This is a genomic window from Bacillus sp. SH7-1 (assembly GCF_008042405.1).
Taxonomy (GTDB): domain Bacteria; phylum Bacillota; class Bacilli; order Bacillales; family Bacillaceae_G; genus Bacillus_A; species Bacillus_A thuringiensis_N.
This window is the reverse complement of the sequence record NZ_QNUD01000015.1, coordinates 159182-184764: the sequence shown is the minus strand read 5'-3', so window position 1 is coordinate 184764 and position 25583 is coordinate 159182. Positions and strand designations below refer to the sequence as shown.

Sequence of the window (25583 nt, the reverse complement as noted above, 5' to 3'; positions counted from 1 at the left end):
TTATAAATACATTCAAATCTCTGTTTCATATATTTATAAAGAAAAACGTAGGGGGCTTCCCCTGCGTTTTTCTTTGGCAAAATAGTCGATACTTCAAAATACTATTCTCTTAATAATCAAGATTAACGATAAATCTTCACAATGAAACAAAAAAATCTTCTCACAAACTTATTCTCTAATGAATTTTTGACAATCTCTTGAACTGTGCGAAATGTCACATCTGTATTTTACAACCTCTCTTATAGTAAGGATATGTAAGAGAGACGTATTAAAGGAGTGAACAGTATGAAGAAGAAACCTTCAGCACTAATGAGACGTTTAAAATATTTTTCACCAATAGATCGTTATAACGATAATCATACACAAGAAACATATGAAGATCGTGAATGGGAAAATGTGTACAGAAAGCGTTGGCAGCATGATAAAGTAATTCGTTCTACACATGGCGTGAACTGTACTGGTTCATGTAGTTGGAACATTTATGTGAAAGATGGAATTGTAACTTGGGAAGGACAGGAGCTTAACTATCCAACAACAGGTCCAGATATGCCTGACTTTGAACCACGAGGATGTCCACGTGGAGCGAGTTTTTCTTGGTACATTTATAGTCCACTTCGTGTGAAATATCCGTATGTACGTGGTGTTCTTTGGAGTATGTGGCAAGAGGAATTACAAAATAATGAGTCACCATTAGATGCTTGGAAAAGCATTGTGGAAAACACTGAAAGAGCACGCAAGTATAAGCAGGCACGTGGTAAAGGGGGATTCGTTCGTGCAAATTGGGATGAAGTGTTACAACTCGTTTCAGCTTCATTACTTTACACAGTAATGAAATACGGTCCAGACCGAAATGTTGGTTTCTCACCAATTCCAGCTATGTCGATGTTAAGTCATGCTGCGGGCAGCCGTTTTATGCAACTTATGGGTGGACCGATGCTTAGCTTCTATGATTGGTACGCTGATTTACCACCAGCTTCTCCGCAAATTTGGGGCGATCAAACAGATGTACCAGAAAGTAGTGATTGGTATAACTCTGGTTACATTATGACATGGGGTTCAAATGTACCGATGACAAGAACACCAGACGCTCACTTTTTAGCGGAGGTTCGATATAAAGGAACGAAAGTCGTTTCTGTCAGTCCTGACTTTGCTGAATCTACAAAGTTTGCGGATGATTGGATTAGTGTAAAACAAGGTACTGATGGTGCACTTGCGATGGCAATGGGGCACGTAATTTTACAAGAGTTTTATGTAGATAATCAAGTGGAATACTTCACAAAGTATGCGAAGCAATATACTGATTTTCCTTTCTTCGTTACATTGAAACAAAAAGGAGACCAATTCGTTGCGAATCGATTCTTAAATGCTTCTGATATTGGACGCGAAACAAAGTTAGGAGAATGGAAGCCTGTACTTTGGAATGAAAATACGAACGATTTTGCAACACCTCACGGCACAATGGGGTCACGTTGGGATAACGAAAAGAAATGGAACTTACGTTTAGAAGATGAAGAAACAGGCGAAAAGATTGATCCACGTCTTTCTTTACTTGGAATGGAGGATAGTGTTCAAACTGTACAAATTCCGTACTTCTCTGATGATGGAAACAAAGTATTAGAACGTACAATTCCAGTGAAAAAGGTTATGACAGAAGAGGGCGAAGTGTTCGTTACTACTGTATATGACTTAACGTTAGCAAATTACGGTGTGAACCGAGGGCTTGGTGGGCAAGAGCCGAAAGACTTCAATGATGACGTGCCGTTTACACCTGCATGGCAAGAGAAAATGACAGGAGTAAAACGTGGGCTTATTATTCAAATCGCTCGTGAGTTCGCACAAAATGCTGTTGATACGAACGGTCGCTCAATGATTATTGTCGGAGCTGGTATTAACCATTGGTTTAATTCTGATACGATTTATCGCGCCGTTTTAAATCTTGTACTTCTCGTCGGAGCACAAGGTGTAAACGGCGGTGGCTGGGCGCACTACGTTGGGCAAGAAAAATTACGACCAGCAGAAGGATGGCAAACAATCGCAATGGCAAAAGATTGGCAAGGGCCGCCAAAATTACAAAACGGTACATCTTTCTTCTATTTCGTAACAGATCAATGGCGCTATGAAGATACACCAGTGGGACATTTAGCATCACCAGTGGAAGGCAACTCTCGTTATCAACATCACGGTGATTACAACGTATTAGCGGCACGACTTGGTTGGTTGCCTTCGTATCCGACATTCGAGAAAAATGGGATTGAATTATATAAAGAAGCTGTTGCTGCTGGTGCAACAACGCAAGAAGAAATAGGAACATACGTTGCACAAAAACTAAAAGATAAAGAACTGAAATTCGCAATTGAAGATCCAGATAACAAAAATAACTTCCCGCGCAACTTATTCGTATGGCGTGCGAACTTAATTTCAAGTTCCGGTAAAGGGCACGAATATTTCTTAAAACATTTACTAGGTACAACAAATGGATTAATGAATGACGATAGTGATTCGTTACGTCCCGAAGAAATTAAGTGGCATGAGGACGCACCAGAAGGGAAGCTGGATCTACTTATTAATTTAGATTTCCGTATGGCTGGAACAGCACTTTATTCTGATATCGTCTTACCAGCTTCAACTTGGTATGAAAAACACGATTTAAGCAGTACAGATATGCATCCATTTGTTCATCCGTTTAATCCGGCAATCGGTTCACCATGGGAAGCACGTTCTGACTGGGATATTTTCACTTCACTTTCTAAAGCTGTGTCAGATTTAGCAGAGAAAATTGATCTTGACCCAATGAAAGAAGTTGTTGCAACACCACTTCTTCACGATACACCGCAAGAATTAGCACAACCACTTGGTAAGATTAAAGATTGGAGCAAAGGTGAGTGTGAACCAATACCAGGTAAAACGATGCCGCAAATTCATGTTGTCGAAAGGGATTATAAAACGATTTATGACAAAATGACGGCACTTGGACCAAATGCCGGGAAACAACCGATTGGTACGAAAGGAATTTCTTGGTCGGCAGAAAAAGAGTATGAGCAATTAAAGAGCCGATTAGGAGTTGTTCGAACAGATTCTATTGCGAAAGGTTGTCCAGACATAAAAGAAGCAATCAATGCTGCCGAAGCGGTATTAACGCTTTCTTCTACAACAAACGGTCATATGGCTGTAAAAGCATGGGAAGCACTTGAAAAACAAACGGATTTAAAGCTACGTGATTTAGCAGAAGAACGTGAAGAAGAATGCTTCACATTTGAACAAATTACAGCACAGCCAAAAACAGTAATTACTTCTCCAGCCTTTACAGGTTCTGAAAAAGGTGGACGCCGTTATTCACCATTTACAACAAATGTGGAACGTCTCATCCCTTGGAGAACAATCACTGGACGACAATCTTTCTATTTAGATCATGACATGATGAAAGAATTTGGTGAAACGATGGCAACATTTAAACCAATTCTGCAACATAAACCGTTCCGTAAATCACGACCTGAAGTAGAAGGAAAAGAAATTACATTAAACTATTTAACGCCGCATAATAAGTGGTCCATTCATAGTATGTATTTCGATTCATTACCGATGTTAACGCTGTTTAGAGGTGGTCCAACCGTTTGGATGAATAAAGAGGATGCTGAAGAAGCTGGCGTTGCAGATAATGATTGGATTGAGTGCTTTAACCGTAACGGGGTTGTTGTAGCGCGTGCTGTTGTAACGCACCGTATACCGAGAGGAATGGCGTTTATGCACCATGCGCAAGATCGCCACATTAACGTACCTGGAACGAAATTAACAAGTAATCGCGGGGGAACGCATAATAGTCCAACTCGAATTCACGTGAAACCGACACATATGATTGGTGGATACGGTCAATTAAGTTATGGATTTAACTATTATGGTCCAACTGGGAACCAGCGCGATTTAAACGTTGTAATTCGCAAACTGAAGGAGGTAGATTGGCTTGAAGATTAAAGCACAAGTCGGAATGGTAATGAACCTAGATAAATGCATCGGCTGCCATACTTGTAGCGTAACATGCAAAAACACCTGGACAAATCGTCCAGGTGCTGAATATATGTACTTCAATAACGTAGAAACGAAACCAGGTATTGGTTATCCAAAACAATGGGAAGATCAAGAGAAATATAAAGGCGGCTGGGAATTAAAAAATGGTGAAATTCAGCTGAAATCCGGTTCGAAAATGAAACGCCTTATGAATATTTTCCACAATCCAGATCAACCAACAATTGATGATTACTTTGAACCGTGGAATTATGATTATGAAACATTAACAAATAGTCCGCAGCGTAAGCATCAGCCAGTTGCTCGTCCGAAATCAGCAATTACAGGCGAATTTATCGACAAAATTGAATGGGGTCCAAACTGGGAAGATGATTTAGCTGGTGGACATATAACAGGGTTACAAGATCCGAACGTAAAGAAAATGGAAGAAGAAATTAAAACGGATTTTGAAAATGTCTTTATGATGTATTTACCACGCATATGCGAACATTGTATGAATCCATCTTGCGTATCATCTTGTCCATCTGGGGCGATGTATAAACGTGAAGAAGATGGGATTGTTCTTGTAGATCAAAACGCATGTCGTGCATGGAGATTCTGCGTATCATCTTGTCCATATAAAAAAGTGTACTTTAACTGGCAAACGAATAAAGCAGAAAAATGTACAATGTGTTTCCCGCGTATTGAAGCTGGTATGCCAACAATTTGTTCGGAAACATGTGTCGGACGTATCAGGTATATTGGGGTAATGCTATATGACGCTGAAAAAGTAAAAGAAGCGGCTTCTGTAGAAGATGAAAAAGATTTATATGAATCTCAGCTTACTGTTTTCCTAGACCCAAATGATCCAGAAGTAGCAGCTGAAGCGAAAAAACAAGGCATTCCTGAAGAATGGATTAAAGCGGCACAACAGTCACCAATCTATAAAATGATTATTGATTGGAAAATTGCTCTACCTCTTCATCCAGAGTATCGTACAATGCCAATGGTTTGGTATATCCCGCCGCTTAGCCCAATTATGAATATGGTGGAGGGAAAAGGTAGTAACTGGCAAGCAGAAGAGATTTTCCCTGCTATCGATAATATGCGTATTCCAATTCAATATTTAGCGAATCTACTCACTGCAGGAGATGAATCACATATTCGACTTACATTGAAAAAAATGGCTGTTATGCGAACGCATATGAGAGCACTGCAAATTAATAAAGAACCAAATGAAGTTGTATTAAAAGAACTTGGCTTAACGAAACAGGATGTAGAAGATATGTATCGTCTTCTTGCTATCGCAAAATATAAAGATCGCTTCGTTATCCCGACGTCTCATCGTGAACAAGTTGCAGATTTATATAGTGAACAAGGAAGTTGTGGTTTATCATTCGCAGGTGGCCCAGGCTCTTGTATGACAATTTCTTAAATAAAGGGGGCAGAAAAACATGAAACAAAGTTTACAAACTGCTTTTTCCTGTTCTTCATTTCTTCTCTCCTACCCGGAACTCGGGTGGAGAGAAGCTTTAACTGAATTACAAAAAGAGATTGAAGCGATTAAACAGGAAGACGTTAAAGCATCACTTACCGCATTTATAAAACAAGCACTAGATAAAACGAATGATCAACTCATTGATAGTTACGTATATACATTTGATTTCGGTAAGAAGACAAATATGTATTTAACGTATATGAACACCGGTGAACAAAGAGAAAGAGGTATTGAATTACTTGAATTAAAACAGTATTATAAAAAATCTGGTTTTGAAGTAACAGATAAAGAACTACCTGATTATTTGCCGCTATTACTAGAGTTTTTTGCACATGCAAATGAGCAAGACAGTGAACCAATTATGAATAAGTACAAGGAGAATATACAAGCATTGCACGTTCAGTTAAAAGAAGCAGATAGTATGTATGAACCAATTCTGGCGGCTGTTCTACTCGCTATCGATACATGGGATGTACAGACAAATTAGAAAGGAGAGTTGTCAAAATGATGGATCAATTTCTATGGGTGTTGTTTCCCTATATCATTTTTGCAATCTTTATCGGTGGACATATTTTTAGATACAACTATGATCAATTTGGATGGACATCAAAATCTAGTGAACTATTAGAAAAGAAAATGCTCCGAATCGGAAGTCTATTATTCCACTTTGGGATTATGTTCGTAATTGGCGGTCATGTTATGGGGATATTAATTCCAGAAGCTGTATACCGTTCAATAGGTATTTCTGAGCATACGTATCACATAATGGCAATTAGTTTCGGGCTTCCGGCAGGTGTTGCTTCTATCATCGGTTTAATTATATTAACGTACCGCCGCGTAACAGTAAAACGCATCATTGCAACGAGTACAAAGGGAGATTATATTGCGCTTGTTTTATTACTGATCGTAATGCTAGCAGGACTTTCTTCAACATTTTTAAACATCGATTCAAAAGGATTTGATTATCGTACAACGATCGGTCCATGGTTCCGAAGCCTCTTCATTTTCCAACCGAAAGTTGATTATATGATGGAAGTACCAGTGTGGTTTAAAATTCATATTCTTGCAGGAATGGGGCTTTTCGCAGTATGGCCATTCACTAGACTGGTACATGTATTTAGTGCCCCAATTAAATATGTAAGCCGTAGTTATGTAATTTACAGAAGACGTATTCCTAATGGATTGAAAAAATAGTTTTGGTATACATGTTTAGTAATTTATAAAGAAAGCCGAGATCTAATTGGAGACCTCGGCTTTCTTTATAAGTATAAGTACCTAAATAAGACGCTAATCAATACTACAAACAGAGGCAGAGCAATCTTCACAAGCAATTTCACGTTTTAAAAATTGTAAATCATGAATTGTAATCTTTCCTTTATGAATAGAAATTGTACCTTGCTTTTTTAGTTCATTTAACATTCGATTTACACTTTCCCGTGAAGTTGCACAGAAATTAGCAAGTTCTTGATTCGTTAATGGTAAATCTATGAGAATACCATTTTCTTTTAATACACCGTAACTATTTGTCATTCGTATAAGAGTAGAATATAGGGCACCTTTTTTGCCGTGTAATACTAAATCTCGGAACTTCGTTTGCATTCTTCTTAAATGTTCACTAATCCATTTCATAAATTCAAATACAAGAGCTGGTTTTTGGAGTAATGCTTTTTCTAACGCTTCACGCTTTATAACGCCTACTTCAACATCTTCAAGGCATTTTGAATTTAATAAATACTTCGCATTGTCCGTGAACAATGTTAATTCTCCAATAATGTCATATTCCGAACAAATACGAAGTGTCAATTCTTGTCCATCAGCACTTAGTTTACTAATTTGTACTTTTCCGGAGTGGATGATATAGAGTTCTGTCGCCTCCATACCTTCTTGGAAAATAAAACTACCTTTTTTTATTTGCATTTTATATTCAACAGATGCAAGTAATTCCTTTAAATCTTGAGATAATTTCATACTGTTTGTCACAGCAATCACCTTTCTTCATATAAGCAATACAATTCCTATTTTGAGTGTAAATATGCTGAAAATGCAAGAGCTATTTCAAAAATAAAGTTAAATTTCAATGACCGTAAGGAATAGGGGATGAAGATGTGAACAAAATTCGAACGGATTTGTGAAGAATTTTTGAATGGGGAAAGTAATGTGAGAAAAGTCACATTGAATATGTCGCTTCTTTTTTATAATGAAGACAAATAAAAAAATTGAAAGCTTACTAAGGATTGCGGTAGAAAAGAAGGGATATAGATGCACGAGAAAATGAAAGATTCTTTAAAGCGGCCACTTCAAGATTTACGTATTTCGGTTATTGATCGTTGTAATTTTAGGTGCACATACTGTATGCCTGCTGAAGTGTTCGGAGCTGATTATGCTTTTTTACAGGAAGAGTTTTTATTAACGTTCGATGAAATAGAAAGATTAGCAAGATTATTTATAAGTATGGGAGTCAACAAAATTAGGCTTACTGGCGGCGAACCGTTATTGCGTAAAGACTTACCGAAATTAATTGAAAGACTTGCAAAGCTAGAAGGCATAAAAGATATTGGGCTCACAACAAACGGTATTCATTTAGCAAAACAAGCAAAGGCGTTAAAAGAAGCGGGATTAAAACGTGTAAATATTAGTTTAGATGCGATAGAGGATTATGTCTTCCAAAAAATTAATGGACGAAATGTAAGCACAAAACCAGTATTAAAAGGAATTGAAGAAGCAAAGGCTGCTGGATTAGAAGTAAAGGTAAATATGGTCGTAAAAAAAGGGATGAATGATAGTCAAATTCTTCATATGGCTCGTTATTTTAAAGAACAAGAAATTCAGCTCCGTTTTATAGAGTTTATGGATGTAGGAAGTACGAACGGCTGGAACTTTGAACAAGTTATTACGAAGGAACAATTAATAGAGAAGATTAATCGTGTATATCCGATTGAACCTGTTAAACCTCGTTATTTTGGAGAGGTTGCGAAATTGTATCGATATGTAGGAAGTAATGCAGAGATTGGATTTATTACTTCTGTTTCTGAGTCATTTTGTTCTTCTTGTACGAGAGCCCGTATTTCGGCAGACGGCAAGTTTTTTACGTGTCTATTTGGAACGAAAGGAACGGACTTACGAACGCTTCTTAGAGAAAATATTTCGGATGCTTCACTACTACAAATTCTCAAACATACATGGGAGTTTAGAACAGATCGATATTCAGATGAAAGAACGGCGGAAAGCACAAATAAACGTCAAAAAGTTGAAATGTCTTACATTGGCGGATAGTGAAAGGAGGTTTTCCTATGCAAGAGCGATATTCAAGACAAGTATTGTTTTCTGGAATAGGTGAAATGGGACAAAGAAAAATAAGAGAAAAGCAAGTGCTCCTAATCGGTGCGGGTGCACTAGGCGCTGCGAATGCAGAAGCGCTCGTTAGGATGGGAATTGGGAAATTGACAATTGCCGATCGTGACTATGTCGAATGGAGTAATTTACAGCGGCAACAGTTATACACAGAAGAAGATGCAAAGCAATGCAAACTAAAAGCAATTGCATCGGCAGAACATTTAAGAAAGATTAATTCTGAAGTGGAAATTGAACCAGTTGCAACGGATGTCACAATGCAAGAAATAGAAGAGTTAACAAAAGAAGTGGATCTCATATTAGATGCGACTGATAACTTTGATACGCGCCTACTTATAAATGATATTTCGCAAAAAGAGAATATACCTTGGATATACGGTGGATGCATTGGAAGTTACGGTGTAACGTATACAATTCTTCCAGGGAAAACACCATGCTTTCGCTGCCTAATGGATCATCCGATGGGTGGTGCAACATGCGATACAGCCGGAATTATTCAGCCGGCTGTACAGATGGTTGTTGCTCACCAAGTGACAGAGGCGATGAAAATATTGGTGGATGATTTCGATGCGTTGCGAGGAACAATACTATCATTTGATATTTGGAACAATCAATATCTCTCATTAAAAGTAAATAGACAGAAAAAAAGTACATGTCCATCTTGTGGGAAATCACGAACGTATCCAAGTTTAACATTTGAAGCGCAGATGAAAACTGAAGTGTTATGCGGGCGGAATACAGTTCAAATCCGTCCAGGAATAAAGGGAGTTCTAAATTTAAACGAAATTCAAAAACGATTACATAAAAGTGTACATGTCCAAAAAACGCCGTACTTGCTATCATTTCTAATTGATGAATATCGTTTCGTTTTATTTACAGATGGTAGGGCATTTATTCATGGGACAAATGATGTGAAAATAGCAAAACGATTATACGCAAAATATATAGGATGAACAGAAAGAGAGTTGCTCCTTATTAAAACGAGGTGAAAAAGAATGTTAGAAAAACGTATACCAATTCCAGTGGCAGAAGCAGTTGCACGTGTAATGGAATATGCTTACCAAGGTGAAATAGAAAAGGTTTCTCTTATAGAAAGCTACGGTAGAACACTTGGAGAAGATGTTATTGCAGATCATGATGTCCCGCATTTCAATCGCTCTCCATACGACGGATTTGCGATTCGAGCAGAAGATACAAAAGAAGCCAGTAGCAGTAATCCTATTTGCTTTGAAGTGGTTGGCGAAATTGGAGCAGGTTTTGTTTTTACAGAAGAAGTGAAAGCATTTCAAGCTGTCCGTATTATGACAGGAGCCGCAATTCCGAGAGGGTGTAATGCGGTTGTTATGTTAGAACTAACGGAAGGAATTGAAAAAACGAAAAGACTTATATGACATTAAAACGCTGTTACGCTGCCGGTGATAACATTTCTTTTAAAGGAGAAGATGTAAAACAAAATACCATCCTTGTGAAAAAGGGGACTGTTATTAATCCGGGAGTAGCAGCGCTTCTTGCTACGTTTAGTTATAGTTCCGTACATGTTGTAAAACAGCCGATTATTGGAATTGTAACGACAGGAAGTGAACTGCTTGAAGTACATGAACAATTAAAAACAGGGAAGATTCGAAATAGTAACTCCTATATGATAGCTGCGCAAATTGAACGAGCGGGCGGAGTTGTACGGTATTATGGACAATTCGTTGACGATTTTGAGACGTGTTACAACACTGTAAAAAAAGCGATAAAGAAGTTGATATTTTAATTACGACTGGTGGCGTTTCAGTAGGAGACTATGACTATTTGCCTGCTATTTATGAGAGATTACACGCTAATGTACTTTTTAACAAAATAGCGATGCGACCAGGAAGTGTGACAACTGTAGCTGAGTTAGAGGGAAAACTATTATTTGGTCTATCTGGTAATCCTTCTGCTTGTTATGTCGGATGTGAATTGTATGTTCGACCTGTCATTGGAACATACTTGCATAGGAAAGATCCGCACATATATCGTGCAGAGGCAATTTTACAGAAAGACTTTTCGAAAGCAAATCCGTTTACTCGTTTTGTAAGAGGGAGAGTAGAAATTGTAGATGGGCAATTGCAAGTTACACCAGTCGGTTTAGATAAATCTAGCGCAATTTCTTCACTTGCAGAAGCGAATGCATTTATCGTTCTGCCGGGAGGAACGAGAGGATTTGAAACAGGAATAACCGTTTCGGTACTGTTATTAGAATCGAACGTCGGAAGTGAGTGGCCGTGGGAAGAGCCGCTTCGATCATACAAGTAATAGAAAAAGAGATTGCTAACTTATATAAGGATCAGAGGTGCAAGATGACACATACGTATTATGAAGTAATTGATACATCTATTTCAATTGAAGAAGTTACAAACAAAGTAATTCGTCGTGAGTGTGGTGCGGTTACTACTTTTATTGGTACTGTTAGAGAATTTACGAAAGGTCGACGTACACTTTGTTTAGAGTATGTAGCTTATAAGACAATGGCGGAGAAACAGCTTGAGAGAATTGGCACTGAAGTAGGAGAGAAGTGGCCGGGGACATATGTCGCTATTACACATCGCATTGGTACATTACAAATTACTGATCTTACTGTTGTCGTTGCTGTTTCTACACCACACCGGAAAGCTGCATATGAGGCGAACGAATATATTATGGAGCGTATTAAACAAATTGTTCCAATTTGGAAGAAAGAGTTTTGGGAAGATGGTGAGTCATGGATAGGTGATCAGTTAGAGAAGGTAACATATGCAAATGGTGAGCCTGGAAAGGAGATGAGTATATGATTGAAGTACTATTATTTGCACATTTACAAGAAGAAGTAAGTAAGCCAGCATTACACATAGATTGTGAAAATATTACAGTTGCGAAGCTGAAGGAAGTTCTGATTAAGGAATATAATGTAGCAATTTCAAACGAGATTATGGTCGCGATAAATGAAGAATACGCAAATGAGAATGACATCATTCAAACTGGCGATATCGTAGCAATGATTCCGCCAGTAAGTGGTGGTTGATTCTTTTCAGCCTAATCATGTAAGAACGTGATTAGGCTGGAGGGAATGAATATAACTACGTATACATAGGAGGGAACAGGGTGAAAAGTCCTAATTTTCAATTAAGTCTACAAACTTCTAATCTAATTATCGGTTTTATGGTGTGGGTTATTTTATCATCATTAATGCCCTATATTAAAGTGGATATCCCATTAACCGCGGGACAAATTTCTATGGTAACAGCAGTACCAGTTATTTTAGGTTCTGTTCTTCGCATTCCAATTGGTTATTGGACAAATCGTTTCGGAGCAAGAAAATTATTCTTTATTAGTTTTATTCTATTATTATTTCCTGTTTTTTATATTAGTGTTGCCAATTCTATGATGGATTTAATTATTGGTGGATTATTTGTAGGAATCGGTGGTGCTGTATTCTCTGTAGGAGTAACTTCTTTACCAAAATACTTTCCAAAAGAGAGTCACGGTTTTGTAAATGGTATTTACGGTATCGGTAACGCTGGAACAGCAATTACTTCATTTTTAGCGCCTGTTATCGCAACTTCAGTTGGCTGGAGAACGACAGTACAATGTTATTTAGTTTTACTTGCAGCGTTTGCACTTATGAACTTTTTATTAGGTGATCGTAAAGAGAAAAAAGTGAATACACCACTAATGGAACAAATAAAAGGTGTATATAAAAATGAGAAACTTTGGTTTTTATGTATCTTTTACTTTTTAACTTTCGGATCATTTGTTGCATTTACAGTATACTTACCAAACTTTTTAGTATCTCATTTCGGATTAGAGAAAGTAGATGCAGGTATGCGGACAGCCGGATTCATCGTACTCGCAACAATTATGCGTCCGATTGGTGGTTGGCTCGGTGATAAGTTTAATCCATTTAAAATATTAATCTTCGTATTTATCGGTTTAACACTTTCAGGTATTATTTTATCATTTATGCCAAGCATGAACGTATATACATTTGGTTGCCTACTTGTAGCATTTTGTGCAGGTATCGGTAATGGTACAATCTTCAAACTCGTTCCAATGTACTTCTCAGAACAAGCTGGTATTGTAAATGGACTCGTTTCAGCTTTAGGCGGACTAGGAGGGTTCTTCCCGCCCCTAATTTTAACATTACTGTTCCAACTAACAGGTCATTACGCAATTGGATTTATGGCATTATCAGAAGTCGCACTTGCTTGTTTAATTATAACAGTATGGATGTATAGCCAAGAGAAACTCTTAGTGATGTTAAAGAATCATTTATAAGGAAAAAGAACCGTCCCAAAGCATTTTGGGATGGTTCTTTTAGTAATAGGCTTCAACATGTTTTCTATTGATATCCCAACAAATGTTTGTTTTTATAAATAATGTGGTTTTAAAATGAAACACAGAAGATTTATGGGATTTTATTTTAAAATATAGATGTCAAAAGTTATTCAACTAAAGGGCAGATTAGTTAAGGAAATCTTAAATCTATTCTAAAGATCGAACTCATTTTTAGAATGCAAATATTTAATTGAATCGGCGTGTTTAAATGAAAAAAATATAAGTCCACTCAAGATAAACAAGTATCAGGTATGTTAGGTGGTTTAAGCGACAAGTATGGAATTGATGTAAGTATTCTTCGCATAGTAACTGCATTAATAGATTTTTTTAGGGCCAGATTTTTTGGTAAGGCTAATGGATATTTTGAAAAAGAATACTTAAAATAAAAAATACCGTTTAGGTTGATAAGATAAAATTATGAATTTGTATAAACAATCCATAATTTTCTTTATAAGTCATATTTGATATGTTAAAGAAAAGCGAGGGGAGGGAAATAAGAATTTTTGATGCATATTTTCCTATTATTGAGAACTAAGAATGTTTTCCGATGAATTAAATGTGGTCCATATTTAGTAAAGAGTTTAATCCAACTATAATATATTTGGAATGAGGTTTTACATGTTTGTTTTTATTATATTAGACGTGATATTACCAATATTAATATTGATGCTAATTGGTGCAATCTTACAAAGAAAGTTTCAATTTAACTTAAAGCAGCTATCTACACTTATTACTTATTGCTTGATGCCAGCGGCTGTATTTGTGAATATATATGACATTCGTATAGAAATAGATTTGTTGTTCCAAATAATATACTATTTAATGCTTTATAGTCTGAGTCTGATCATAGTAAGTCATTTCATTTCAAAAATATTAAAGTTAGAAAAAGGAGAAAGTGCAGCTCTAAAAAATAGCATTTCGTTAATGAATTCCGGTAATTATGGATTACCAGTAAGTCAATTGATTTTCAGTCAAAATCCAGTGGGGGTTTCCATTCAAATTTTTTATTGTTATTTTCCAGAATCTTTTAACTTATTCATATGGGATATATAACTTACTATCAGCAACAAAAACAATCGGAGGTATTATTCAATCATTTCTAAGACTGCCTGTATTTCATGCGCTCGTATTAGGAATTCTCTTTCAATCTTTTACAATTCAATTACCTAATTCTATCTTGCTACCTCTTAATCAGCTTGCGAATGGTTTTGTTGCAATAGCACTCATATTGCTAGGGGCACAATTATCCAACATTAAGCTTAATTTTTTCCATCGAGTTATAACATGGGCTTTAATTGGAAGGTTACTGATGGGACCATTAGTAGCATTTGCTATGATATACCTACTAAACATTGATGGTATTGTGGCACAATCATTATTTATTGCAAGTTCTTTTCCTACTTCAAGAAATACATCAACCATTGCTATGGAGTATCAAATAGAGCCTGAACTACATGCACAAATCGTTTTATTTTCAACACTTTTCAGCATTATTACAGTAACTGTCGTTATTTATTTGTCATATATTTTGTTTTGAATATACGTGCAAAAACGAATAGATTTGAGGTGGCGAGTGATGGAAGGGGATCGATATGAGAAAAAACAGTCTTTGATATATTAGGTGTCGTTTACAATTGTATCATGTCTGATAATTAAGCGGCTTAATTCAAAAAAGGAAACTCATTAAGGTTTATTTCGTATACAAATCTTTAAAGCATTTACATATAGGTTTGCGAAAAAAGACGCAATCTCGCTTATAATTAAGGTTACATGAGCTTAGGATGATAGCGATGGGGCGGGAGTGTCAAGTAAGAATTTTATCTTTATTGATTTTATGCGGTTTTTCCTCATAATTGTATTTAAGGGAGATGATTCTAAATTGAGTAAACAGAATATTAGCACAACGTTTTCGGGAGATTTGATTGTTACCCATCTAATTGGCCAGATTAAAACAGAGGATGTGTATGAATGGTTTAATGGCTTTGAGCAGGTTTGTCAGCAATTTATTTCTGAGGAGCGGAAATACAAATTGTTGGTGGATAGAAAAGGATACACGCCAAATCATTTTTCTGTTCAAAAAGTATGGAAAGAGAAGTTCTTCAATGAAACTATTTTGAATCATAGCAAGGCGATTGCATTTCTTCTTGAAGAAGGAGAGATACTGAAGTATTTGCAACAATTCAATACAAAAGAATCCGTGGAGTTTTTTGATGATTATGAACAAGCGCTAATTTGGTTGAATGAATACCCAATATAAAAACTGAATAGAAAGAGTTGCTCGTAATGTTGCACTTGTCATGAAATTTACTTGTTTACAAGTTGCCAGCACCATTCATTTTCTTCGTAGATTGCTTGTGGAATAAAAGAACGGAACTACAACAAAAAGGACAAACGTCCCCTAAAAAACGTTTGTCCAAAGATAATTACTATTTTAACTAAGAAATAGATTACAATTTATGTGTACGAGAAATCTTTTTTATAAGTTTAGGCAATATTGATGTTAGTTCTTGCTTCAAACGCTTCGTAAATGATGGATCTTTACCAGAAGTTGAAATAGTGACAACATATTCATCATTTCTTATAACGCCAGGTGTGTGAAAAGATGATTCTGTACCATCACTTACAACGTTAACCCACTGGAAATCGTGGGCAGCCTGTTTAACCATCATATTTACAGCATGTTGATTTGTAGCTGCATAAATAAGATGAGCATCTTTAATATCATCATTACTAAAAGTTTTTTGCTTCCAAGTAATATAAGGAAGTTCTTTCATTTCCTCGCAAATCTCGGGGCTAATAACGGTGACGAAAGCGCCTGTATCTTTTAAACCAGACGCTTTTCGATATGCAATTTTACCTCCACCAATGATAACGACCACTCTATTTTGCAGATTAAACATAAGGGGGTACATGTTATACATATATGCATTCCTCCATTCGTTCTAACAATGTTAATTTCATATATGTATCAAACTGTAGGCAATTACAAGTGGTCACGTGATCGTATTTTTTTGTATACAACTTAATTTTTTGAAGCAATAATCCGGTAAAGAGAAGGTACGGCATGACATATACATGGGATGCAGTTGATGTTATAGTCTTTAGCTCAGCAGTAAAAGAGGGCGTTCCTTTCGTTAAAAAGGAGCACGATACTGGTATACTGAGTTTTTGTTCGACAGCTGCTCCGATTTGTTGTAACTCATGTATCGGCTGGGGGTCACTACTACCTCTCCCTACGAGTAAAACACTACTACCTTGCATTGGCATAGTTTCACGTATTCTTTTTACTACAAGTTCAACCATATGCGGATGCGTACTAAAAGGTTGTACAACTGAAAATGAGATATGTGGATATTGCTTTTTCATTTTCGCTATCTCCAAAGGAATATCACGTTTATAGTGAGCTGCTGCAAATAATAAAACAGGTACAATCATTATTTCAGTTGCTCCCTCTAGTATCGTTTCTGTAACTGCATCCGAAATGGTAGGTGTCGTTAGTTCTAGAAAAGCTATTTTTTGAATTCTTTCGTTACGTTCTTTCATAACAGATTGAATAAAGTGAACGAATTGTTCGTTACCTTCTTGCAAGCGACTACCGTGTCCAACATATACAATTCCTTTCATTGTCTTACCATGTCTTTCTTCATAAGAGTTTCTTGTAATTGATGATCTACGTTATGAAACCCGACTTTATTTGCATAGTGTAAAGTTGGAACGTCGGTATAAGAGAATGGGAGAGTAACAATATCGATAAAGCCAAGACGTTTTACTTCTGCTAGAAACGTATCAATAGAAGCGCGTCCTTCAAATACAATGCTATCCCATAAGAATTCAGAAAGCATACGAGAATGGACCTCATCGAAACGATGATCAATTGTATACTCATGAGTCATCATATAGGAGCCGGCACCAATTTTCTCTTGAATAAAAGCAATCCGATTAATATTTCTGCCTAAATAAACAGTTGTATCGGAAGAGAACTTTGCTTCTTTACTTAGTAGGCCATATTGCATAAGTTTTTCTTGAGTGGCAACGTTCATGTGTTGCAGCTCTGCCTGTAAGGAACGAATATCTTTCTGGTATTTACTACATGATTGCATCAAAATTTCTACACTTTCAGCTGAACAAAAAACAAGGCGATCAACGTTAAAAATTTCATTGATTTGTTCAAGTGTTAATGTATATTCTTTTTTTTTGAAAGTAGGTATTTGATATGTTTCTGCACCGGCTTCCTGTAACTTTTGCTTCAGTACACTTGTTTTATTTGTTGCGGATGTAAATAAAACTTTTTTACCATGTAATGGTTTACGTTCTTTCCAAGCAATTTGATTACGTAAGGAAACGACATCACCAACAATTGTCATAGAAGGGTTAGAAATATTTTCATTTTTGACGATAGAAACAATGGTAGATAGTGTCCCTGTGACAACGCGCTGTTTACCAGTTGTACCCCATTCAATAACTGCTACTGGCGTATCTTCTTTCTTTCCTGCTTGTCGTAAGTTTTCGCAAATTGTAGGTAAGTTTTTTATACCCATGTAGTAGGCAATCGTGTCGCTATTGTGAGATGAATTATATTTTCCATGATCGGTTAAAGGACCTTTTGCATGTCCGGTTAGTAAAGTAACGCTATTACTGTAGTTGCGGTGGGTGAGGGGGATACCTGCATAGCTACTAGCGGCGATGCTAGATGTAATGCCTGGTACAATTTCATATGGAATATTTGCTGCTGCTAAAGTTTCTGCTTCTTCACCAACACGGCCAAAAATAGATGGATCTCCGCCTTTTAATCGGACAACAATTTTTCCCTCTTTCGCAAATTGAAGAAGGTGTGCGTTAATCATTTCTTGTCGCATAATATGATTCTTTGGCATTTTTCCGCAATACATAAGTTCACATGTTTCTTTTGTATAGCTAAGAAAGGTAGGGTTTAATAAGCGGTCATATAAAACAATATCTGCACGCTTTAAACAATCTATCGCTTTTTTTGTAATAAGTCCTTCATCACCTGGTCCTCCACCAACTAAATATACATATCCGTTCATATAATTGCACCTCATCTAGTTTTATTTAAAAGGAAGCCAGGGGGAGGCTTCCTTTTGTAAATTACATGTTTATATAAATATCGCCATCAATAATTTCTACAACGTACGTTTGAATACAACCGTCATCAGGTTTTTGAACTTCACCTGTTAGTAATGAAATCTTCCAATCATGCAGTGGACAAAAGACGAATTCACCAGATACAATTCCTTCTGCTAACGGTCCATTTTTATGAGGACAACGATTTTCTACAGCTCGAATATCACCATTTGAAAGGCGGAATAGGGCGATAGACATACCTTTCATTTGTACCTCTTTACCGATTTGAATAGGAAGATCTTCTGCACGCATAACTTTTATTTTTTCTTTCGTTTGTATCATATAGATCACAGCTCCTTATTTCACAGTTTCTACTTCATACATCGCTTTTAATGATTTCGTTTCTAGTGCTTGTCCCCAAGCTTCTTTATATGTGTCACGAGCCGTTTGGAAACGTTCATTTAACTTAGTGACCATATTTGCATCTTGCAGTATTTCTTTTATGTGATCGAAGCCTAATCGTTCTGTCCAGTAGGCAGTACGCTCTCCGTAAATACCAGTTTCACGATAATATTGCATGTAAGCTGTAGCGATGCGAAGAACATCATCTTCAGTAGGGACAATCATTACAAAATCAGCTTCACGTACTTCTGTACCACCATTTCCACCAATATAAAGTTGGTATCCATTTTCGACACAAACAACGCCAAAATCTTTCGTAAGTACTTCCGCACAGTTACGCGGACAGCCCGTTACACCCATCTTCATTTTATGAGGTGTATCTACCATTTCTAATGATTGTTCAAGGAGCATACCAAGTCCTAATGAATCTTTCGTACCGAAACGGCAGAAACGAGAGCCAACACATGATTTTACATTACGAAGAGATTTTGAATACGCATATCCAGAAGTCATATTTAAGTCAGCCCATACGTTAGGTAAATCTTGTTTCTTAATACCGTATAAGCCAATTCGGCTTGCACCGGTAATTTTCACAAGTGGAACATTATACTTTTTCGCAACTTCAGCAATTTTCATTAAATCATCTGCTGTTGTAACGCCTCCGTACATACGTGGAATAACAGAGAATGAACCATCGTGCTGGATGTTACCGTTCATTCTTTCATTAACGAAACGGGAAGATTTATCATCTTCATATTCTTCTGGAATCGCCATACGTAAATAGTAGTTTAAAGCAGGGCGACATTTTGAACAGCCGTCTTCATGTGCAAAACCAAGCACATTTCTTACTTCTTTTGGAGATTTTAAGCCTTTCTCATGAATCGCCGCTACCACTTCATCACGTGATAAAGGTGTACATCCACACATACCGGCAGATTGCGCTGAGGCATCAAAAGCATCTCCAAGTGTATGAGATAAAACTTGTTCTACAAGCGAACGACATTTACCACAAGATCCTGCGGCTTTCGTACAGCCTTTTACCTCTTCGAAAGTCGTTAATTCTTGTTCTAAAATGGCATGTACGATTGTACCTTTCGTAACACCATTACATCCACAAATCGTGTCATTCGCACTCATTGTAGCAACATCAAGTTCACATTCTTCACCAGCTTTGTGAAGAAGGGAAGCTGGTGTATATTCTTGTATATCTTCTTCTTTCTTTAACATGCTAAAGAGGCGTGTACCATCAGCTGTGTCACCATATAAAACGATACCAACGACTTTATTGTCACGAATTAATACTTTTTTATAGGAACGTTTACATTCATCAAAGATGGATATTGCTTTCGTTTGATCATCTTCATAAATTTGGCCTGCAGAGAATAAATCACAACCAGCAACTTTTAATTGCGTACCGACGATACTACCCGTATATCCATCAGTTTGTAAATTTGTTATATGTTTTGCTAATATTGCACCTTGTTCATAAAGAGGGGCAACAAGTCCATATGCAATACCATCATGTTCTGCACATTCGCCAACTGCATAAATGGATTCATCATTTGTCAGCATATAGTCATTAACTACAATGCCGCGATTGACAATTAAACCAGCATCTTTTGCTATTTGCGTATTTGGTCGTATTCCGACAGCCATTACGATTAAATCACAATCTACAACTTCACCATCTTCAAATTGAATGCCCTCAACATAGTCTGTACCAATAATTTTTACAGTTTTCTTTTCCATTAGAAACTTCATGCCTTGTGCTTCTAAATCTTCACGCAGAAGAGAAGCTGCTTTCGTATCTAATTGTTGCTCCATTAAGCTAGGCATTAAATGAACAACATGTACTTCCATTCCTAAGTCAATAAGACCTCTTGCGGCTTCTAAACCAAGTAATCCACCACCAATGACAACCGCCTTTTTCTTTTCTTTAGCAGTATCAATCATAAACTGTGTATCTTCAATAGTTCGAAATCCTGTTACACCAGGAAGAGTGGAACCTTCAACAGGTAAAATAAAAGCACTAGAACCTGTTGCAAGAATAAGCTTGTCATATGTAAGAGTACGATTCTTTTCTGTCATAATAATTTTTTCTTCTCGGTTAATACTTTGAACTTTTTCATTTGTATACAAAGTTATTTCGTTTTCTTCATACCAACTGTATTCATTCATAATGATATCTTGCATATTTGTTTTGCCTTGTAAAACATGAGAGAGCATAATACGATTGTAATTTGGATGTGGTTCATCTCCAAAAATAGTAATCTCATATGAATCACTATCATGTTTTAATATTTCTTCCATACAACGTATGCCAGCCATACCATTTCCGATCATAACTAAACGTTTTTTCATTTTCGTTTCCCCTTTTTATGTGAAATATTGAACAAAGGATTATATTTTTATTATAGAAAATCAAGAAAGGGGGAGATGTGATATTTATCACATTTTTATAATGATTCACAAATTGTTAAAATTCGGATTTGTGTGAGGTGGATGTGGATATTTTTTGTGAAATGAAAAAGCAGGACATAAGTATGTATACTCATGTCCTGCACTTTATTTATGCTCTCGTAATGGCACGTGGAAATAAAATATTATTTTCTAAATGAATGTGCTCAAACAAATCAGACTCTAACGCTTCAAGGCGTTGATAAACAAGTCGATAAGTACCACAAGCTTCTTCTGGAGGGGTAAAGTCATTTGTTACTTTACGAAGTTCTTTTATAATATTTCCGGCATGATTGTGCTCATTTTCTAGTTCATCTACTACTTTACGTAACTTTGCATAGTTTTCATCAGTTGGATTTTTTTCAAATTCTAAAATTAATGGGAAATCTTCTGTTTCTTCTTTAATTAAATGCTGTTCTAATTCCATTTTAAGTTCATGAAATAGCTTATGAATTTGAGCTAAATGCGGCTGATTGGCTCCATGAACACGTAATACTTTAGTCACATATGGACTTAACTGCGGTAACTCTTCATTTAAATAACGATGATGTTTATGAATTACAAAATCAATCAATTCACGATAAGAAGCACTTTTCCAATCAATTTCAGATGCATTTAATCGTTTCATATTATGATAAAGCGTATTTAACTCTGTAAGTACTTCTGTTGCTGATAAATTTCTTTCATGAATTGCATCAATAAGTGGTTTATTACCACCACAACAAAAATCAATTCTATATGATTTAAAAAGATCACTAGCTTTCGGAAATTGTGTAACAATCTCACCGACAATAGAAGTTTCAGTAAATGTATGTTCCATATGAATGCCTCCATAAAGTTTGAATGTAATATCTAAATTAAGAATAGCGATAAATGAAAAACAATGTGGTGATTGAAATCACTTATAATGTGTCAGTTTTGAGAATAATAGGAGTGGTATTTAACAGAGGACATTATAGAGCGGATGGCGAAGAATTTTTTGAGTAGGAAATTATCCACAGGGCATTATTATGATTTAGATTGTATACAAATTTATATTCTATCAATCTAAGTTCGCTTTTGGGTAGTTGGAAGTATATCTTTTATAGGGGGTATTTATGGAATATGTTTATCATATGGTACCAGAAGAACTAAAAGGAGAATATTTAATCCCATTAAATGAATTGAAAAGGGTATATCCAAATTTATATGGTGAGTATATACAAAAATATAAAGATCATACTCAAAGAGAACACTTATTAACACGTAAAATACCCAAATTAGAATGTTTATGGAATGATGTTGTGCATTTTTTACCACTGCATCCTTATGAGATTTATAAAGTATTATTGGAAATAGGAGTAAACATTCATACAAATAAGCTATTTTATAAAATTCCTATTAGCGCACTGAATGGTCAGTGTATGGCAATATACAAGTACTCAAAGCATAATTGGGGTGGACCAAATAGAGAATTAAAAGAATGTGAAATAGAACTCATCAACTTTAATGAATATATAGAATTGAGGCAATTAAATACCTGCACAAAAGAATATTACAGAGATGAAAACGAAAAGGGTAGAAGATTCGGGATGTTTCACCTAATTCCACATGTTCTTGTCAAAGGGAAAGTGGAGGTGAAAAATATTGAAATCATTAATTGGAGTATTGCCCCAGTTAATGGTTAATAGTACAAGTATTTAAAAATAAGATGGCATTTTGAATTGAGATATGGCTTAAAAGAATGGAAGAGTAATTAGATCTTATACGTAACAGTAAAAAAGAAGCTTACTAGAAGCTTCTTTTTTATTACTATTTTTCACATGCAACTCCATCGCCGTCTCTATCTAGTTTACGGCTATATCCCGGTTGATCCTTATATAATGGGGCTTTCCCAGCAGCTCTAACTGCATCACAATTTTTGTAATATGCATTACTAGTATTTCCTGCAGCTGGCTGTGTTTGGGCTTGCTGTGCTTTTTTCTGTTCCTCTTGTTGTTTACGAGCCTGTTCATCAGCCTGGCGTTTTTGCTCTTCTTGTTGTTTATGAGCCTGTTCATCAGCCTGGCGTTTTTGCTCTTCTTGTTGTTTACGAGCTTGTTCATCAGCTAGACGTTTTTGCTCTTCTTGTTGTTTACGAGCTTGTTCATCAGCTAGACGCTTCTTGGTTTATGAGCCTGTTCATCAGCCTGGCGTTTTTGCTCTTCTTGTTGTTTACGAGCTTGTTCATCAGCTAGACGTTTTTGCTCTTCTTGTTGGCTTGTTCATCAGCTAGACGCTTCTCGTCTTCTTGTTTTTGAGTGTTTTCGTTCGCTTCTTTCTTTTTATCATCTTTTTTCTCTGCATTATTAGAAGCGACTTGTTTATTTGTTGCTGTCGTCTTTTCAGAAGAAGGAGCTGAAATACTTGATAATGCAACAAAAATGACAAATAAAATAGCAGTGATTATAAATTGTTTTTTTGCTACACCTGTCTTTTTAATTACAGATAAGATTGCTAGTATAAGGAAGAAAATAAATAAAATTAAACTTAAAGTAGCAAAAAAATCGATGACTGGGTATTCAGATTTTGTAGTGCCCATTCCTATTAAGAGAATTGAAATCATAAAAAGAATAACAGTAGGACGACCATATTGTTTTGCTTTTCCATTTTTCTTAAAGAATGAAATGATACATAAAATTAAAAGAATAAAAGCAATAAAAAATAAAGTTGCACCAATATTACTAAAAATCAACATTTTCATACCTCTATTTGTAAGATTTTTATTATTGATTATATAGGAATTTATTGGATATTTCACGATTTATAAAATTTTAGAAAATTAATATTTTTAATAGACTAACAAACGATTATTTGTATATAAAGAAAAATAGATATATTTCCTATTACGTTTTTAAAGAGATTTCATAAAGTATAGTATATCGATTGAAAGGAGGAGATTTGAATGGAATTTCAATTGTTAGTGAATTGTATATTACAAGAAGGTAATGCTTACTTTTTAGTAACGAAGGTAGACGATGTAATTACGTTGAAAGTACCGATTACAGCAGGAGTAGCAGCATTATTCTTAGCTTTTGGTGTACCGAGATGTTCTTAATTTAAATCTCTAGAGTAGAAAGAGGCGGACAAGCCTCTTTCTACTAATACATAATTATTTTATGTAAACTAAAATATTGTTTTTGTAATAGCACGTTTAAAATGGACATGCATATACTATAATGTTTCATTGGAAGTTAGTGATATTTTTAAGCTATGAAAATAAAAGAGGTGCTATTATATATGAAAAGAAGAACATTTGATATTCCAGTTACATTACGAAGAGAGTGGTTTTTAATAGAATTAGCCCATTTAACGAAGAAATATGGAATTGAAATTGCAACTAGCAAAATGGAAGCTGCACCGTTTTTAAGAGATCAAGTTACGGAATCAAAAATAGGGTCAGGGCTCCAATACGATAAATATGATGATGAGTATATAATTGAAAATTAAAGGGTAAGAGCAAAATAAATTTCTTTATAACAAAATATAAAATAAAGCAGATTCTAAATATGGAATCTGCTTTATTAAGAAATACTTTTAGTCAACTAACCTCTTTCTAGTGTTTTTCCTACATATTTCACTTGCGTTATTCCAAAAGATTCACGCAGAATGCGAGCGTAATCTTTTGATTCTATTGGACGTTTATTTTTGGTGCCTTTAAAGGTTTCTGTATAATTTTTATTTGTTAATGATACGTGACCATAATCAGTTAATTTACAAGTGATAGCTCCTTTATTAAAAGGAGATTCTTTATGTTCTACAATGACTTTCTGAATGTTATTCACCTTTTTCTCATCTATTGGATCTAAAGTGAAGGCATAGCCTATTTTCCATTCATCTGAAGGTTCAGATTGCAAGAAATTTGTAGATTCCCCGTTAGTTCCTTTTCTCATTTCTAAAATGTGTGTACCTTTTCGGGTAGTTCGTTTGCTAATTCGGTATTCACCCGTTTGAGAAGAGATGACTTCTCCGCTAAAAGGGACTAGATGTAAAGGTAGATGAGAGGCAAAACCGGCGTCTATAACATAATCTTTATTATTATGATGTAATATGATAATGACATGACCATCATCGGGTTTCCATTTATTATCATAAAGGTCATAAACAGTACCAGCTACTTTATATACTTGAAATCCACAATCCATTAAAAAGTAATACAATAAAGAGTTTAATTCATAACAAAGACCGCCTCGTTTTTGAATAAGTAACTTTTCTACTAAGTTATTTTTTGAGATGTTTTTAATAGTACCAGCCATAATATCGAGATTTTCATAGGGGAGAATCAAGCCCATTTTCAAGAGAATTTCATCTAAATCATTAAATGCTATTTCTTTTGCAGGAATTTTTAATCGTTTAAAAAACTCCTTTTGTAAATCGGTCATCATAAAGCATTCTCCTTTCTTTTTACAGAATTTTCTTCTGCTCACCGATAGGT

The 25583-nt window shown here is 35.7% G+C and carries 21 protein-coding genes and 4 pseudogenes; 16 read left to right on the top strand and 9 right to left on the bottom strand.

Going from position 1 to position 25583, the window contains the following annotated elements; translation table 11 throughout:
- Nucleotides 1-285 precede the first annotated feature (285 nt).
- Genes DN390_RS14725 through narI form a run of 4 tightly spaced genes read left to right on the top strand, consistent with a single transcriptional unit; the run spans nucleotide 286 to nucleotide 6691 of the window.
- Entirely contained in the window at nucleotides 286-3969 is a 3684-nt protein-coding gene (locus DN390_RS14725) for a nitrate reductase subunit alpha (RefSeq protein WP_147807684.1), read from the top strand.
- Nucleotides 3959-5434 carry a nitrate reductase subunit beta gene (gene narH, locus DN390_RS14720; protein ID WP_147807683.1) on the top strand — a complete coding sequence of 492 codons (1476 nt, stop codon included), beginning with the start codon at nucleotides 3959-3961 and terminating at the stop codon, nucleotides 5432-5434. Before DN390_RS14725 ends, narH begins: the two co-directional genes overlap by 11 nt.
- A 19-nt stretch (nucleotides 5435-5453) precedes the next feature.
- On the top strand, nucleotides 5454-5984 hold the full coding sequence (gene narJ / locus DN390_RS14715) for a nitrate reductase molybdenum cofactor assembly chaperone (protein WP_147807682.1): 531 nt from the start codon (nucleotides 5454-5456) through the stop codon (nucleotides 5982-5984).
- A gap of 17 nt (nucleotides 5985-6001) precedes the next feature.
- Entirely contained in the window at nucleotides 6002-6691 is a 690-nt protein-coding gene (gene narI, locus DN390_RS14710) for a respiratory nitrate reductase subunit gamma (RefSeq protein WP_029439483.1), read from the top strand.
- A gap of 93 nt (nucleotides 6692-6784) precedes the next feature.
- Here the strand turns inward: narI and DN390_RS14705 are convergent, their stop codons facing one another.
- Nucleotides 6785-7477 carry a Crp/Fnr family transcriptional regulator gene (locus DN390_RS14705; RefSeq protein ID WP_000185189.1) on the bottom strand — a complete coding sequence of 231 codons (693 nt, stop codon included), beginning with the start codon at nucleotides 7475-7477 and terminating at the stop codon, nucleotides 6785-6787.
- Between the two features lie 279 nt (nucleotides 7478-7756).
- On the opposite strand from DN390_RS14705, the gene moaA reads away from it, so the two are divergent.
- The 9 genes and pseudogenes from moaA (at nucleotide 7757) to DN390_RS14660 (ending at nucleotide 15446) form a co-directional block, all read left to right on the top strand.
- Nucleotides 7757-8770 carry a GTP 3',8-cyclase MoaA gene (gene moaA / locus DN390_RS14700; RefSeq protein WP_147807681.1) on the top strand — a complete coding sequence of 338 codons (1014 nt, stop codon included), beginning with the start codon at nucleotides 7757-7759 and terminating at the stop codon, nucleotides 8768-8770.
- 17 nt (nucleotides 8771-8787) lie between these two features.
- Nucleotides 8788-9801 (top strand): molybdopterin-synthase adenylyltransferase MoeB, encoded by a 1014-nt coding sequence (locus DN390_RS14695; protein WP_147807680.1) that lies wholly within the window; start codon nucleotides 8788-8790, stop codon nucleotides 9799-9801.
- Between the two features lie 42 nt (nucleotides 9802-9843).
- A pseudogene (locus DN390_RS14690) lies at nucleotides 9844-11131 on the top strand (molybdopterin molybdotransferase MoeA).
- Between the two features lie 44 nt (nucleotides 11132-11175).
- The gene (locus tag DN390_RS14685; RefSeq protein WP_147807679.1) at nucleotides 11176-11646 is read left to right on the top strand and encodes a molybdenum cofactor biosynthesis protein MoaE; all 471 of its coding nucleotides are present in this window, start codon (nucleotides 11176-11178) and stop codon (nucleotides 11644-11646) included.
- Nucleotides 11643-11876 (top strand): molybdopterin converting factor subunit 1, encoded by a 234-nt coding sequence (gene moaD / locus DN390_RS14680; RefSeq protein WP_147807678.1) that lies wholly within the window; start codon nucleotides 11643-11645, stop codon nucleotides 11874-11876. Before DN390_RS14685 ends, moaD begins: the two co-directional genes overlap by 4 nt.
- An 80-nt stretch (nucleotides 11877-11956) precedes the next feature.
- Entirely contained in the window at nucleotides 11957-13129 is a 1173-nt protein-coding gene (narK, locus tag DN390_RS14675) for a nitrate transporter NarK (RefSeq protein WP_147807677.1), read from the top strand.
- Nucleotides 13130-13440: 311 nt separating this feature from the next.
- Nucleotides 13441-13530, top strand: a pseudogene (locus DN390_RS14670) (hypothetical protein); the annotation flags it as partial.
- A gap of 277 nt (nucleotides 13531-13807) precedes the next feature.
- Nucleotides 13808-14726: pseudogene (locus DN390_RS14665) on the top strand (AEC family transporter).
- A 297-nt stretch (nucleotides 14727-15023) separates the two neighbouring features.
- Nucleotides 15024-15446 carry an STAS/SEC14 domain-containing protein gene (locus DN390_RS14660; protein WP_255443987.1) on the top strand — a complete coding sequence of 141 codons (423 nt, stop codon included), beginning with the start codon at nucleotides 15024-15026 and terminating at the stop codon, nucleotides 15444-15446.
- A 190-nt stretch (nucleotides 15447-15636) separates the two neighbouring features.
- Here DN390_RS14660 and DN390_RS14655 read toward each other — a convergent pair whose 3' ends face one another.
- The 6 genes from DN390_RS14655 to ric all read right to left on the bottom strand — a co-directional run bounded on the left by DN390_RS14655 (nucleotide 15637) and on the right by ric (nucleotide 21950).
- Nucleotides 15637-16110: a precorrin-2 dehydrogenase gene (locus tag DN390_RS14655; protein WP_147807674.1), complete on the bottom strand. Its 474-nt coding sequence runs from the start codon at nucleotides 16108-16110 to the stop codon at nucleotides 15637-15639.
- The gene (locus DN390_RS14650; RefSeq protein WP_147807673.1) at nucleotides 16103-16813 is read right to left on the bottom strand and encodes a sirohydrochlorin chelatase; all 711 of its coding nucleotides are present in this window, start codon (nucleotides 16811-16813) and stop codon (nucleotides 16103-16105) included. The genes DN390_RS14655 and DN390_RS14650 overlap by 8 nt, the downstream gene beginning before the upstream one ends.
- Nucleotides 16810-18234 carry a uroporphyrin-III C-methyltransferase gene (locus DN390_RS14645; RefSeq protein WP_147807672.1) on the bottom strand — a complete coding sequence of 475 codons (1425 nt, stop codon included), beginning with the start codon at nucleotides 18232-18234 and terminating at the stop codon, nucleotides 16810-16812. Before DN390_RS14645 ends, DN390_RS14650 begins: the two co-directional genes overlap by 4 nt.
- A 61-nt stretch (nucleotides 18235-18295) precedes the next feature.
- On the bottom strand, nucleotides 18296-18613 hold the full coding sequence (nirD, locus tag DN390_RS14640; protein ID WP_147807671.1) for a nitrite reductase small subunit NirD: 318 nt from the start codon (nucleotides 18611-18613) through the stop codon (nucleotides 18296-18298).
- Nucleotides 18614-18628: 15 nt separating this feature from the next.
- Nucleotides 18629-21034 carry an NADPH-nitrite reductase large subunit gene (nirB, locus tag DN390_RS14635; RefSeq protein ID WP_147807670.1) on the bottom strand — a complete coding sequence of 802 codons (2406 nt, stop codon included), beginning with the start codon at nucleotides 21032-21034 and terminating at the stop codon, nucleotides 18629-18631.
- Nucleotides 21035-21242: 208 nt separating this feature from the next.
- The gene (gene ric, locus DN390_RS14630; RefSeq protein ID WP_147807669.1) at nucleotides 21243-21950 is read right to left on the bottom strand and encodes an iron-sulfur cluster repair di-iron protein; all 708 of its coding nucleotides are present in this window, start codon (nucleotides 21948-21950) and stop codon (nucleotides 21243-21245) included.
- A gap of 277 nt (nucleotides 21951-22227) precedes the next feature.
- On the opposite strand from ric, the gene DN390_RS14625 reads away from it, so the two are divergent.
- Nucleotides 22228-22797 carry a group-specific protein gene (locus DN390_RS14625; protein WP_147807668.1) on the top strand — a complete coding sequence of 190 codons (570 nt, stop codon included), beginning with the start codon at nucleotides 22228-22230 and terminating at the stop codon, nucleotides 22795-22797.
- A 124-nt stretch (nucleotides 22798-22921) separates the two neighbouring features.
- Here DN390_RS14625 and DN390_RS14620 read toward each other — a convergent pair.
- Nucleotides 22922-23846, bottom strand: a pseudogene (locus DN390_RS14620) (excalibur calcium-binding domain-containing protein).
- Nucleotides 23847-24053: 207 nt separating this feature from the next.
- Between DN390_RS14620 and exsG the strand changes: the two are divergent.
- Nucleotides 24054-24206 (top strand): exosporium protein ExsG, encoded by a 153-nt coding sequence (gene exsG / locus DN390_RS14615; protein WP_000395673.1) that lies wholly within the window; start codon nucleotides 24054-24056, stop codon nucleotides 24204-24206.
- A 182-nt stretch (nucleotides 24207-24388) separates the two neighbouring features.
- On the top strand, nucleotides 24389-24598 hold the full coding sequence (locus tag DN390_RS14610; RefSeq protein ID WP_000830253.1) for a hypothetical protein: 210 nt from the start codon (nucleotides 24389-24391) through the stop codon (nucleotides 24596-24598).
- A gap of 95 nt (nucleotides 24599-24693) precedes the next feature.
- On the opposite strand, the gene DN390_RS14605 is transcribed toward DN390_RS14610, so the two are convergent.
- Nucleotides 24694-25533: an arylamine N-acetyltransferase family protein gene (locus DN390_RS14605; RefSeq protein WP_147807667.1), complete on the bottom strand. Its 840-nt coding sequence runs from the start codon at nucleotides 25531-25533 to the stop codon at nucleotides 24694-24696.
- Nucleotides 25534-25583 lie beyond the last annotated feature (50 nt).